We start from the raw sequence: 13,125 nt of genomic DNA, 5'->3' as shown, positions 1-13,125 counted from the left end.
TATGAGGCGTTCCTGAAATATGAAAATTAAGCTTTAGCCACTTCTTTTTTCATTGTTTTGTTTTTAGCAAGATTTACGTGCCAAGAAAGTGCTTCCTCTAAAATATGAGGTGTTTGATGGCCGCCAGTTGCTTCTAGAGCACGGTTATAGTAATCCCAAAGTTGTTCTTTGTAATCTGGGTGTGCACAGTTTTCGATAATTAAAGGTACACGCTCTTGTGGTGCTAGACCACGTAAGTCAGCAATACCTTGCTCAGTTACGATTACATCAACATCATGTTCAGTGTGGTCTACGTGAGAAACCATTGGCACGATTGAAGAGATAGCGCCGCCTTTTGCGTATGATTTAGTAACGAAAATACCTAGACGTGCGTTACGTGCAAAGTCACCTGAACCACCGATACCGTTCATCATACGAGTACCAGATACGTGTGTTGAGTTTACGTTTCCATAGATATCTAATTCAAGAGCAGTGTTGATTGAGATTAGACCCAAACGACGGATAAGCTCTGGGTGGTTAGAAATTTCTTGTGGACGTAAGCAAATTTTATCAGCGTATTTCTCTAGGTTGCCATATACTTTTTTCTGTAATTCTTCAGTCAGTGTAATTGAAGTAGCTGCTGCAAATTTAACTTTACCAGCATCAATTAAGTTGAATACAGCATCTTGAAGTACTTCAGAAGCAACAACTAAATCTTCAAATTCTGAATTTGCGAAGCCGTCAAGTACAGCGTTTGCAACAGAACCTACACCAGATTGTAATGGCATTAATTGTTTTGTTAAGCGACCAGCTTTAATTTCATCGCTGAAGAAGTCTAATAAAATGTTCGCCATTGTTTGTGTTTCTTCATCTGGCGGAACGATTAATGAAGGAGCATCTGGCTCTTCAGAAATAACAATCGCTTTAATTTTAGCTGGATCTACTTTAATACCGATGTCACCAATGCGTTGCATAGCATCAGTCATTGGGATTGCTTCACGTTGACCTTGCTCACCTGGTACATAGATATCGTGGATACCTATTAAAGCTTCTGGATGAGAGATATTTAATTCGACAATAATATTTTCAGCGTAATCAGCGAAGATTGGTGAGTTACCTACAGAGTTTGTTGGGATAATAAATCCATCTTCTGTAATAGCAACGGCTTCAAGAATTAAATATTTAATTGGTCCAATAATTCCTTGACGAACTAATTCAGCGTTATGTGAAAGATGAGCGTCTACATATAGGACATCACCAGAGTTAATTAAATTACGGATCGTTGCATCTCCTTGGAATGGTCCACGTTTGCGGATAACACCAGCATCAGCTAAGTATTTATCTACTTCAGGTCCTAAAGAAGCTCCTGTATATACATCAATTTTGAATTTTTCGTTTTTAGCGCGCTCTACTAAAGCCATAGGAACAACTTTTGCGTCCCCCGCACGAGTGAATCCACTCATACCAACTACATCACCATCAGAGATAAGTGCTGCAGCTTCTTCAGCAGTAACAATTTTACTTTCAAGTTCTTTTAAGCCTAGGCGTTTTTGAACATTTGCATCCATAAAAAAATCCTCCCCTAAAAAGTTTGATGGAAACCGATTACAAAACTAGAAAAACGTGTAAGAATTTTCTGTTTATTTAGTTGTAGTATGACACCAACCATTTGAATAATACTATCACCAAATTGTCACAAATACTTTAGAAATAGCATTAAATTGAGTAAAAACAGGAAAAATGAGCATAAAAACGAATTTTCGACAGAGAAAACGTTTTAATGTAGAGCTACAAAGCAAATTTTCTAAAAATAAAAGATTAAATAACATAATGGGGGGATGTGCGCTTTCCTGGGTGCGTCTGATGAGCTTTAACATGTCATCCTAGACTGTTGGTGATGTGCAGTAAGAAAAAAGTACAGCGAACAATAAAAAATGCTCGCTGTACTTATCAAAATTAGAAACCTAAAGATCGACGGAAGTAACTTGCGTAGCGTTGGCTAACAGGAATACGAGTACCGTCTTTCATGATTAATAAAAACGTTGAATGTGAATCTGGTTGAATTTCATCAATGTAGTCAATGTTAACGATATAAGAGCGGTGACAACGTATAAATGAGTCAGGCGCTAAAAATAGCTCAAGATCACTTAGGTTTAAGCGGTGATATCCTTCACGACTCATTGTTTTAACAAATGTTTTTCGTAGCTGTGTTTCAAGATAAATGACCTGATCATGCTTGATTGGGTACCAGCAATCATCAATTTTGATTGTAATGTAGTTCGTTAAAAATGCTGACGGCTTTTGTGGGAAGATCGCAGTGATAGCACCCTTAGTTTCACCTTCTTCCATTAAAGGAATGCTCATGCCGTAATATGCTACGCCAAATACATCAGGCTCAATGTAAGAGCTAATCTTTTGTCCGTAGTTTAACGCTTTGTGAGCTGCAGACCCTTCTTTAATTGGGTCGCCAGGTTTGATTTTTAAATCAACTTTTTTGCTCGGTTGGTAGTACAAGTATTCGTTTGTATCGGAAATTGCAATGGAAGTATTCTCGGGAAAGAACTCCTTAATAATTTCCATAATTTCTTCTATTTGTCTTGGTTCCACTATTAACACCTCGTCTAAACTTTTAAAAATAGTATTATCATCTATTTTACTACATATTCGTATAAATTATATAGAGAAGATTTCGGAATAAAAAAGAGAAATGTCGATTGATGAAATATAAATGCGCAAAACCCATTACATAATTTGTAACAAATTTTAAATAATTACTAATTGATTTTGGTATGTATATGGTAAAATCTAATTGTAAGTAAATAAGTTACGAGGTTTCTACTATGTATATATGATAAATTGGAACTAGTATGGAAGACAAAATGTGGTTGAAAGGAAATCGCAGAATATGGTAAAATTCACTGTATAGTCTATTTTTTTTTGTAACTGGTGGTTTAGTTGGGTTATTTTTAAGTTATATTCATTATATAATTATGAAATATGACTCAATTCATACAATTAATAAGGGAATACTATTTTCTTATTTTGAAATAAGTAGATTGATGTCAAAAATTGTGAAAGCAATTTGTGCAATCTGAGGAAAGATGGGGAAGATTATGCAACTACATCAACATTCTATGTCAGAAACGATATCCAAAAGATACTTTCAGGAAATCGATAGTATTAACCAATACATCGGTGTAGAAGAATTTTTTAATATTGAGTCGAAATTAATATTTGAAATTTACCATTTAGAATCTGCAAAGGCTAAGAAATCTTTGCACGAATTAATTGATATTCTTTCAATACGTTTTGGCAAACAAGTCATTAAAATTGTTCGAAGTTATTTTTCTGTTTTGTCGTCAATTGTTGCTCGTAAATTGCTAGACAATCAAGTTCCTTCGAAGAAAGCATTTGCTTTTAACATTGCGTGTAATGATATGATTGAAAATCAGATGAAAGACGCAGAATTTTTACAGTTTGCGGATGATTTAATTGATTTCTTTGTCTATTTTATCGCAGATCGTAAGCAACCGACTTTCCGTCACCAGACCGTTAATAAAGTAATTATGTATATAAATGATGAATTGGAAAATGACTTAACAGTAGAAAGTATCGCAAATAACTTCCATATTAGTACAAGTCACTTATCACGTATTTTTAGAGAACATGTTGGTATTACACTAGTTGAATATCTAAATGTACGTCGAGTAGAAGAGTCACAGTACTATCTTAGACACACTAATAAAAGTATTACTTCTATTTCAGATCAATTCCATTTCTGTAACCAAAGCTATTTTACCCGCATCTTTAAAAAATATACAGGGGTAACGCCCAAACATTTCCGAGACGAGCTACATCATGAATTTTATCGTTTTGAAATGACGGAATCAGAGCTTCAAAACGTTTAACTTATTTCAGCGGGTGTCAAACATCCGCTGAAATAGAGGAACTCAGGCTAAGAACTTCCCATCCTGTGAAAACGCCACGTCCTGTGGCATTCCCAAAACGACAGACATCGTGTCGGCCCTCATGTTGTTGCTGACGCTTCGCTTTCGCGTAATAAATATCTGCAGGCGTAAGCACAAAGTAGATTCTGGACGCAATTATGCCGAGGCATAATTGATAGCCAGAAGTATACTTAGTAGTTATTCACAATATGATTAATAAATAGATGCGAACGTATTAGCGATGCTAAAGCTCGCATCTTTTTTTTGATATCAAAAACAGTGGAATTAGTAGCACTTGCTATTTGATAAAAATAGACCCTTTAATGTATACTTCATTTTAGTTGATAAATATATAGTAGGTGGAAAAATGAAAAATTTGAAGCTATTTTCAATGCTTGGACTCGTCGTTTTTGTTCTTAGTGGCTGTCAAGCGGTGCAAAACAAAGAAGGTTTTTTCTATAGTATCTTTGTAAAACCAATGGAATTTTTATTGGAATTTTTCGGTAAAACTATGTTTTCAGGTAGCTATGGTTTAGCAATCATTGCTATTACGGTTCTTATTCGTTTAATTTTAATGCCGATAATGTTAAAAAATTATCGTTCGCAACAAAAGATGAAAATGAAAATGGATGCGTTTAAGCCTGAAATGGAAGCTGTTCAGAAAAAGATGAAGGAAGCAAAGACAAAAGAAGAACAAACGCAGTATCAACAAGAAATGATGGCATTATATCAAAAACATGGTATTAATCCACTCAACATGGGCTGTTTACCAATGTTAATTCAAATGCCAATTATCATGGGTCTTTATTTCTCCATTTTATATTCTACAGATGTGAAAGCACATGAATTTTTATGGTTTAGCTTAGGCTCACCTGATATCATTATGACAATTGTCGCAGGTCTTGTATATTTAGTTCAAGCACGTGTATCATTATGGACAGTACCAGAGCAACAAAAAGCACAAATGAAAATGTTTATTTACATTTCACCAATTATGATTGTCTTTATCTCGATGTCATCTATGGCAGCCCTACCACTTTACTGGTCAGTCAGCGGTGCATTGTTGATTATTCAAACATATGTCGGTCGAAAATTTTATTCGGAGCATCCGGAAAAAATAAACTCATAAAATAATTTATGTCGAGGCGCCTATGTAGCCTCGATTTTTTTAGGAGGACAGCAAGATGAACATAAAGTGGTTATCATCTATTCTAGTCGCGATTTTTAGTATTGCGGCTATCGTATTTATTATCATGGGTAATTTTAATTTTGCGGTATTGGCAATGACGATTATGTTTGCCGTATCGAATGGTTTTAGGGCAAAAAGTTTTAAAGAGCAAGGTTATATAAAAGAGGCAAAATGGATGAAGTACATGGCAATCTTTTTCTCGATTGCTTCTATAGTAGTGTTTATTATTATTCTCACAAACTAATTTTAAAATCATTGGTGAAAATCTACACCCTAAATTGTGAACAGTGCTAAAATGAGACTATACCAATATAGTAAAAACTAGTGTCGGTACTTACTGAAGGACTATTCTCTCGACAAGAGATTTAACTTCTTTCAGCGGGTGTTTGGACAACCGCTGAAATAGAGGAACTCAGTCTAAAAACGCCACGTCCTGTGGCATTACCGAAATGACTGACATCGTGCAGGCCTAAGCACAAAGCCGATTCCGGACGCAATTATACTGAGGCATAATTGATTTCTTTGAAGAGGATACTTACCATGTAGTACTGGATAACTTTAAAAGGGGTAAAAAATAGTGAAAAAGAAACGTTTACCATTCATCCTTGGTGCTGTAATCTCAGTGGCGCTTATAGTCTCTATTTTCGTAGTTTATAACTATAAAAATAAACAGGTAAGTAATGCATCAGATGAAGAAGAACAACAAACAGCAGAACCAACTAAAAAAGATTCACCCGCAAAAGAAGAACCGAAAAAAACAGCAGATAATCCTGTGAAGCCAGAGCAGAAGACAGATGAAAATGGCTATGTACCAAATCAAACATTACCAACTGAGCCGACATATATTAAGGGTATTTTATTAGCGAATAAAATATATCCGCTACCATCTACCTTCGCGCCTGAAGAAAATCCTGAGGCACGTCAAGCACTAAACAAAATGTTTGCTGCAGCAAAACAACAAGGTTTCGATTTAGTAGCCTTTAGTGGCTATCGATCTTTTGACTATCAAACAACATTATATAATAACTATGCTAAACGTGATGGACAAGCTGCGGCTGATCGCTATAGTGCTCGACCAGGTTATTCAGAGCATCAAACAGGTTTGGCCTTTGATATAGGGGAGCGCGGCAAAGATAATTTATGGCTAACTGAAGAATTCGGTGAAACACCAGCAGGACAATGGTTATTTACACATGCTCAAGACTACGGCTTTATTTTACGATTCCCCCAAAATAAAGAAGACATCACAGGTTATATGTATGAGTCATGGCATTACCGTTATGTTGGTGTAGACATAGCAAAAGACATTAAAAAACAAAATAGTACGCTAGAAGAATATTTAGGTGTGAAATAAAAAAGGGAAGAGAGTTGTTCATAATTAATGAACTAGCTCTCTTCCTTTTCTACATTCTACAAGATAGGTGTTAATAAGCGTGAAATGGATTCTTTAAATTTAATCAGTGTAGAACGATTTTTGTACATTTCCCAGGTTAATTCAGTACAATCAAAAATATCCTTTTCAAACAACTCAGCAAGCTGATGTGAAATCGTTGAGTCATAGATGAAGGCATTTACTTCAAAATTTAAACTGAAACTTCGTACGTCGAGGTTTGCTGTTCCGACTGTAGATGCTTCATCGTCAATAATAATTGCTTTAGCATGAATAAAGCCCTTCTCATAAATATAAACTTTTGCTCCTGCACGCAATAATTGTCCTACGTATGAGTATGTAGCCCAATAAACAAACATATGATCAGGCTTATTTGGAATCATGATTCTTACATCAATGCCTGAAAGCGTCGCAATTTTAATAGCATCTAAAAAACTAACATCAGGTATGAAATACGGCGTTTGGATATATATATATTTCTTCGCCATATTAATAAGCTTTAAATAACCGATTTTAATTTGTTCCCATTCAGAGTCAGGTCCGCTAGACACGATTTGTAAGCCTACATCGCCTTTTTTCGGAATAGCAGGGAAGTAACGGTCCGAATAACCCATTTTCTGTTGTGCGCAAGCTTGATTCCAATCAAGTAAAAAACGTGTTTGTAATGGATGTACGGCACTACCTTCAATACGTAAATGTGTATCTCTCCAATAGCCAAACTTCTTTTGTAGACCTAGGTACTCATCTCCGACATTAAAGCCACCGATATAACCAATACGGCCATCAATCACAACGATTTTTCGGTGATTTCTAAAATTTAAACGAGGGTTTATAAGTGGCAAAGTGGATGGGAAAAATACTTCAATTTCACCGCCTGCATTAAGCAATTCCTTGAAATGGCGTTTTTTAACGTTGCGTGAGCCCATTTCATCATATAAGATTCTTACCTTAACCCCTTGCTGTGCTTTTTTTATAAGTTTAGTAACAATGCGTGTACCTAAGTCATCTAGACGGAAAATATAATATTGAATGTGAATATGATCTTTTGCTGCCTCAATATCTTTTAGAAGTTGCTCAAATTTATCTGCCCCATCATCAAAAATATCAAGGTGGTTGTCCTGCGTTAATACTGCATTATTTGTTTTAAGATGCATATAAATCATCTCTTTATAATTTTCCGCATTTTCTATACGAAACTCGAACGTATCATCTCGGATCGCTTCTGTCTGATAACTAATAAGGTTATCGATACCAATATCCTTGCGTCCTTCCCAACGGAATAAATGCTTTCTCCGTAATTGTCGTCCGAATAGCAAGTATAAAATAAACCCACCTAATGGAATGAAAAATAGTACGAGAATCCATGCCCATGTAGAAGTGGCATCTTTACGCTCTAAAAAAATTATGACCATGGCTGCTAAAATATTGACAAACATAATTAAAGATACTAGATATCCAAAGTCTGTAAAAATACTCATTCCTACACCTGCCTTTACTATATTTTCGCAATATATCTAGTATAGCTTACTTTATATGTGGAAAGAAGATAAGAAATTGTTAGTAAGCATGGAAAAGGATTACCTCTGAAACTAGAACGAGGTAATCCAAAATCAATTTCGCCTTGTCGTAATGGTTGTAAGCTGCCGCTTCGCTTTCGCTACAGAATACATTTGCCTGAATAAAGATCAATGATTAGTAATGCTCCCATTGAAATAAAATATCGGAAAAATCCCTTTGAAGAAGCTTTTCTCGGTTAATAAAAAATTTCCCAACGCCGCTATCTGCCCACATAATACCGATTTCATCATTAGAGTCTATTTGGAGTAACAATACATCATATCGTTTAAGGAGCTGCGATTCGTGACGGATATCCTCCTCTAAAAAATAGGCATAACCACCAATTTTAGCTCCAGCCCCTAAGAAGTGTTGTAGATAAATCTCCCGTAAATCAACATCTTCTGATGAAGGAATTAATGTTGGTAAATAGTGTACCGCCCGATAATCTAAAGCAGAAACAGGTTCTTGGATCGGTTGATATTGTAATGCTAACTCCTGATCAATAGGGAACCGATCATCTGCTTTTTGTGCTAAAAACTCTTGTTTAGGGACAGTCGCTTTAAAATCTACAGTAGGATAAAAACGTATTTTATAGAATTGCTGGAAAATATCCTCGTGATAATGATCAGCATTCACGAAAATATTAGATGAAATAAAAAATTGAAGAATACCCTGAGATGGGAAATCCTTTAGTGGTGGCATTTCTGCAAAGTTAATTTGAGCTAATAGCCGCATAGGCTCACCTGTAATATCTTTCGGATACGTTTGGTAATAGGGTAAATAAGGTTCCCCAGCAAATTTACTTTCCGTAAACGTAGTTGAACGTTTATATGGTGTGATAATCATTGCTGAAAGTAGTGTATCTTCAATTTCAAAACGAAACGATTCTAGCTCTTTGGGAAGTAAAAGATTTGTTGTTTTGTTCATGCAGAGCCCTCCGATATTCCGCTTTAAGGAGTCTAATATTCCTTGATGTGTTCTGTATACTTCGAATACCTATTAAGTTACGGCCTTTTATCAACAAATTATTCAAGTCGTAAAGATTTATTTGATGCTTTAAAAATAAATATTAAACTTATTGAAACGACGGCTATTGCTGCTGAAGTATAATAGCCTAAACTAGATTGTAATGTAAATAGCCAAGTGAAGAATAGTGGACCTAGAATGCGTCCTAGGTTATCCATTGAATAGGAAAGACCCGCTGCAGTCCCGTATTGACCACCAGATTCTTTAGATGAAAGAGATACGACACATGTTCTTGCTAGTGCATTTCCTGCTGTGAAAACACAAAGGGCAAAACCTGCCATAAATAAGTTGGTTGTTAAAGTGAATGAAAGCATACCCATAGCAGTGACAATTTGTGCACCTATTAGCCAAGTTGTCTCGCTTCCATTTTTAATACGTCTAACAACACCGCCTTGAATAGCTGCATCTACAAAGCCACTAAACATAAACAAATAACCAATTTGTAATGGTGTAATTTGAATTCGATCAATTTGAAACAGCTGGAACGTGGCTTCTACTCCTGCCAGCATAAAAGTCACTAAAAATGAGAACATAAATAAATAACGCACACGGTACTGCAACATTTTGGTAGCACCCTTTGGTACAATTGCACGTTTATTTGTATCTTTTCGTTTTGTAGGTTCTTTTAAAACGAAACTTGCATAAATAAATAATAGTGCAATTAGTGTTGCTGAAGCGATAAATGGCATTTGCAGGCTATAATGCCCGAGCATACCACCAATTGCTGGACCAAAAATAAAACCGAGCCCGATGGACATGCCCATGAGACCCATATATTTATTGCGATCCTCCTCGCTCGACATATCTCCTACAAAGCCTGTTACAGCTGTATATAGTGCGCCCGAGAATAAACCACCCACAACACGTGAGATGTATAACATTGCTAAATTATCAATAAATAATGAGAAAATAACAAAGCTTAAGCTAAAACCAACTAGGCCCATTAATATAAGTTGCTTACGTCCTACCTTATCGGATAGCATACCCCAAAGTGGTGCAGTGAAAAAACTTGCAAGCGAGTACACTGTAAGTAAGCCACCTACGTGTATATTATCCCAATTTTGCTGAACTACTACCTCGGGTAAGACAGGTATAATAATTCCAAATCCAAGGTAGACGAGGAATTGAACAGACATTAATAATAAAATTGCCTTTTTCATACAGTACCCTGCTTTCTTACAGTATTTTAGTATGTATATTCTACCTCTCTTGTTATTGTTATTACAAGAAAACGGAAGACAAAACAATTTAACTTCTTTCAGCGGGTGTCCAAACATCCGCTGAAATAGAGGAACTCAGTCTAAGAACGCCACGTCCTGAGGCATTACCGAAATGACCGACATCGTGTCGGCCCTCATGTTGTTGCTGCCGCTACGTCAGCACTGCGCTTTCGCAAAAAAAACATCTGCTGCTGCCGCTTCGCTTTCGCGCAAAAAACATCTGCTGCTGCCGCTTCGCTTTCGCGCAAAAAACATCTGCTGCTGCCGCTTCGCTTTCGCGCAAAAAACATCTGCTGGCCAAAGCACAAAGCCGATTCCGGACGCAATTATGCCGATGCGTAATTGATAAGTAGGGGATGACATTTGTTAAAGTGCATGCCATGTATAAAAGTGATCAGAGCGAAGACTGGGCGACTTCATGGGGCCAACTCAATTGAGAAAACAAGGCTAAAACAATGTATAGAAAAACGGCAGACTGTTAACAATGGGATTATATTAATACTTAAAATTAATGAAGATTTTAAAGTAACTAAATGGACTCATTCCATTTTTAATTTTTGTATCGATTGTCGCATAGTGTATTAAATTATCTCTGGGGTATACTACTAGAGGGTATATCGGTATTTTAACTTTTTATGTTTAATTTTTGCTATTTAGTGGTAAATGAGTTTATAAGAATTCCATTTATTAACACGTTATAGTTGATTGGAGTGGAGACTGGGTGACTCCTTGGGGATTAGCGATAGAGGAACGAAGGCTAAAAGCATCACGTCCTGTGATAACGCCTTCGTGACCGACATCCTGTCGCCCCGACGCCCCTAGGAAAGCGCCCAGTCGGAACGGAAATCAACCCCACGCTTTGATGATGAGATGGTAAATAGTGTGTTAAGGAAAAATTTACATTGTAACAAAAATGAAAAATTTTAATGCAGAGTTAAATGGTATGATAGAAAGAGATTAATTCGTCAGACATCATACACTTGCAAAAATGAAACTTTTTTGGAAATAAAACGTTATATAAATTCGAGGAAAGATTGAGGTGGAATGTATGACAAAAGAAGTAGATTTGAAAAAGATCGTTTCGAATTTATCTAAGTTGGGTGTAACAGCCACTGTAACAAAGTCTCGACTTGAACTTTTAAAAGTGCTCACACCACCAACGCAAACTCCGCAAGTTCAAGCTTAACTCGTTTTACAAATGAAAATGGGTAGTCTCTGTAATTGAGACTACCCATTTTTTATATCCATAATTAATCATCATCATCGTGAGTAGTAAACATGTACGTACGATAGTGGAAACGCATACTGAAAACAAGACCGAGGGCTAGCGAGTTCCCCATCAATGAACTTCCCCCGTAACTGATAAACGGTAGGGGAATACCGGTAATAGGTAAAAGCTGAATAGTCATACCGATATTTTCAAGTACGTGGAATGTAATCATTGCAATAATACCAGCACATACATATGTTGAGAATGGATCTTTCAATAATAGTGTAGTTTTTGTTAAATGATAGATTAATAAAAAGAAAATACAAATAACTATACTAGCACCAATAAAACCCCATTCTTCTCCGATAACCGTAAAAATAAAATCGGTATGATTTTCGGCAACGTAAACTTCGCGACCGCGGAAACCTTTACCGAAAATTTCACCTGAACCAATGGCATTTAAGGAAGTAATTAAATGGTATCCATCACTAGAAGAATATGAATATGGATCTAACCAAGAATAGATTCGAGCAAACTGATAGGGTTTAAAGCCGAATGCTTTCTCTAAAAAACCCTGCATAAAGAGTGCCATCCATAAAAGAGAACCACCTGCTATAGCGCCACCTATAAAAGTTGGTAAAATAATTTTCCACGAAATACCTGCTACAATGACAACAGCAGCTGTAATGGCAAAGAATACCAATGCTGAACCAAGGTCAGGCTGCTTCATAATAAGAGCTAAAGGTAGTAGCAGTGTAGCTGCGATTTTACATAGCAATATGAAGTCTGTTTTTACTGACCTAAAAGAATAAACTTCGTTGTGCTTACTAATTAGTCGAGCAAGTGCTAAAATGTAAAAGGTTTTCATAAACTCAGAGGGCTGAATATTTCCTAAAGGTGTCTTATACCAACTTTTTGCACCATTAATACGCTCACCGATTTGTCCTGTTCCTTCTGGCATGAAGATAAGCAGTACTAATAAGAAAATTCCTGCACCGTACATATACCAAGACATTTTTTTATATTGGTCAGGTTCAAAAAACATAACTATTCCAATAATTACTGCGCAAATGACGTACCATTGCAATTGTTTAGGAACATAGTTAATGCCATACTGACCTGATGTTTGCGCCGAGGCAATGGCTAACAAACTTATGACTAGGAAGGTTAAAAGTATAAAAGCGAGCGTCCAGTCAAAACGATTCGCGAAATTTCGTTTATTTTCCATACAAGCCACCTAAATTAATATAGTATCTCTTCATGAGTAAATTTGATTCAAATTAATTCCAATTCAATATGCTACCAAATATATTTAACTTCTTTCAACAAAAGTCCCCCACTTTTTTCGGTGGTGAGATGAATGCGGATTTAAGCTACTTTTCAAACACCCTCGAAAGAAGTTAAAGCCTCCGGACGCAATTATGCCAAGGCATAATTGATAAGGAGTATTCACCTTAGGTCAAGAGGTAAATATTGATGCCGAAATAAGTGTGTTAACGATGAAGCTCGATGCTTGCTTTTGGCTTAGAATCCTCGCAGATATTTGTAAAAAATGAATAGAATTATATTTTTTAAAATTTGTTCATTCAGAGTGGTTAAAAACATAC

Annotated in this window: 12 protein-coding genes; 6 read left to right on the top strand and 6 right to left on the bottom strand. The window is 36.1% G+C overall.

The window, feature by feature from the left end:
- Positions 1-26 precede the first annotated feature (26 nt).
- Together scpC and ACIQLB_RS22220 are read right to left on the bottom strand one after the other, a co-directional pair.
- Positions 27-1,547: a succinyl-CoA:acetate CoA-transferase ScpC gene (gene scpC, locus ACIQLB_RS22225; RefSeq protein ID WP_142508513.1), complete on the bottom strand. Its 1,521-nt coding sequence runs from the start codon at positions 1,545-1,547 to the stop codon at positions 27-29.
- 388 nt (positions 1,548-1,935) lie between these two features.
- On the bottom strand, positions 1,936-2,586 hold the full coding sequence (locus ACIQLB_RS22220) for a LytTR family DNA-binding domain-containing protein (protein ID WP_370043833.1): 651 nt from the start codon (positions 2,584-2,586) through the stop codon (positions 1,936-1,938).
- Between the two features lie 506 nt (positions 2,587-3,092).
- Between ACIQLB_RS22220 and ACIQLB_RS22215 the strand changes: the two genes are divergently transcribed.
- The 4 genes from ACIQLB_RS22215 (at position 3,093) to ACIQLB_RS22200 (ending at position 6,469) form a co-directional block, all read left to right on the top strand.
- Complete coding sequence (locus ACIQLB_RS22215; RefSeq protein WP_400730768.1) at positions 3,093-3,887, top strand: helix-turn-helix transcriptional regulator; 795 nt, start codon at positions 3,093-3,095, stop codon at positions 3,885-3,887.
- Between the two features lie 406 nt (positions 3,888-4,293).
- Positions 4,294-5,055 (top strand): membrane protein insertase YidC, encoded by a 762-nt coding sequence (gene yidC, locus ACIQLB_RS22210; RefSeq protein WP_400730766.1) that lies wholly within the window; start codon positions 4,294-4,296, stop codon positions 5,053-5,055.
- Between the two features lie 55 nt (positions 5,056-5,110).
- Complete coding sequence (locus ACIQLB_RS22205; RefSeq protein ID WP_400730764.1) at positions 5,111-5,359, top strand: hypothetical protein; 249 nt, start codon at positions 5,111-5,113, stop codon at positions 5,357-5,359.
- A gap of 333 nt (positions 5,360-5,692) precedes the next feature.
- Entirely contained in the window at positions 5,693-6,469 is a 777-nt protein-coding gene (locus ACIQLB_RS22200; protein WP_400730762.1) for a M15 family metallopeptidase, read from the top strand.
- Between the two features lie 56 nt (positions 6,470-6,525).
- Here ACIQLB_RS22200 and cls read toward each other — a convergent pair whose 3' ends face one another.
- The 3 genes from cls to ACIQLB_RS22185 form a co-directional block, all read right to left on the bottom strand.
- Positions 6,526-7,983, bottom strand: coding sequence for a cardiolipin synthase (gene cls, locus ACIQLB_RS22195; protein ID WP_400730760.1), 1,458 nt, complete (start codon positions 7,981-7,983; stop codon positions 6,526-6,528).
- A gap of 214 nt (positions 7,984-8,197) precedes the next feature.
- Positions 8,198-8,989 carry a YwqG family protein gene (locus tag ACIQLB_RS22190; RefSeq protein WP_400730758.1) on the bottom strand — a complete coding sequence of 264 codons (792 nt, stop codon included), beginning with the start codon at positions 8,987-8,989 and terminating at the stop codon, positions 8,198-8,200.
- Between the two features lie 98 nt (positions 8,990-9,087).
- Positions 9,088-10,248, bottom strand: a complete 1,161-nt coding sequence (locus ACIQLB_RS22185) for an MFS transporter (protein WP_400730756.1) — start codon at positions 10,246-10,248, stop codon at positions 9,088-9,090.
- Positions 10,249-10,420: 172 nt separating this feature from the next.
- Between ACIQLB_RS22185 and ACIQLB_RS22180 the strand changes: the two genes are divergently transcribed.
- A complete protein-coding gene (locus ACIQLB_RS22180) occupies positions 10,421-10,654 on the top strand; it encodes a hypothetical protein (protein ID WP_400730754.1) in 234 nt (77 codons plus the stop codon).
- Between the two features lie 702 nt (positions 10,655-11,356).
- The gene (locus ACIQLB_RS22175) at positions 11,357-11,494 is read left to right on the top strand and encodes an Lmo0850 family protein (RefSeq protein ID WP_004232019.1); all 138 of its coding nucleotides are present in this window, start codon (positions 11,357-11,359) and stop codon (positions 11,492-11,494) included.
- Between the two features lie 64 nt (positions 11,495-11,558).
- Here the strand turns inward: ACIQLB_RS22175 and ACIQLB_RS22170 are convergent, their stop codons facing one another.
- Complete coding sequence (locus ACIQLB_RS22170; RefSeq protein WP_400730751.1) at positions 11,559-12,746, bottom strand: FtsW/RodA/SpoVE family cell cycle protein; 1,188 nt, start codon at positions 12,744-12,746, stop codon at positions 11,559-11,561.
- Between the last annotated feature and the right edge of the window lie 379 nt (positions 12,747-13,125).

Source organism: Lysinibacillus sp. NPDC092081 (assembly GCF_044755845.1).
Lineage (GTDB): Bacteria > Bacillota > Bacilli > Bacillales_A > Planococcaceae > Lysinibacillus.
This window is presented reverse-complemented; position numbering and strand designations above follow the sequence as displayed.

What these genes read in the sequence shown, in the direction of transcription:
- ACIQLB_RS22180 (WP_400730754.1), top strand. Translation starts at nt 10,421, where the DNA reads ATGACCGACATCGTGTCGGCCCTCATGTTGTTGCTGCCGCTACGTCAG.
- ACIQLB_RS22205 (WP_400730764.1), top strand. Translation starts at nt 5,111, where the DNA reads ATGAACATAAAGTGGTTATCATCTATTCTAGTCGCGATTTTTAGTATT.
- ACIQLB_RS22190 (WP_400730758.1), bottom strand. Translation starts at nt 8,989, where the DNA reads ATGAACAAAACAACAAATCTTTTACTTCCCAAAGAGCTAGAATCGTTT.
- ACIQLB_RS22170 (WP_400730751.1), bottom strand. Translation starts at nt 12,746, where the DNA reads ATGGAAAATAAACGAAATTTCGCGAATCGTTTTGACTGGACGCTCGCT.
- ACIQLB_RS22185 (WP_400730756.1), bottom strand. Translation starts at nt 10,248, where the DNA reads ATGAAAAAGGCAATTTTATTATTAATGTCTGTTCAATTCCTCGTCTAC.
- cls (WP_400730760.1), bottom strand. Translation starts at nt 7,983, where the DNA reads ATGAGTATTTTTACAGACTTTGGATATCTAGTATCTTTAATTATGTTT.
- yidC (WP_400730766.1), top strand. Translation starts at nt 4,294, where the DNA reads ATGAAAAATTTGAAGCTATTTTCAATGCTTGGACTCGTCGTTTTTGTT.
- ACIQLB_RS22215 (WP_400730768.1), top strand. Translation starts at nt 3,093, where the DNA reads ATGCAACTACATCAACATTCTATGTCAGAAACGATATCCAAAAGATAC.
- scpC (WP_142508513.1), bottom strand. Translation starts at nt 1,547, where the DNA reads ATGGATGCAAATGTTCAAAAACGCCTAGGCTTAAAAGAACTTGAAAGT.
- ACIQLB_RS22175 (WP_004232019.1), top strand. Translation starts at nt 11,357, where the DNA reads ATGACAAAAGAAGTAGATTTGAAAAAGATCGTTTCGAATTTATCTAAG.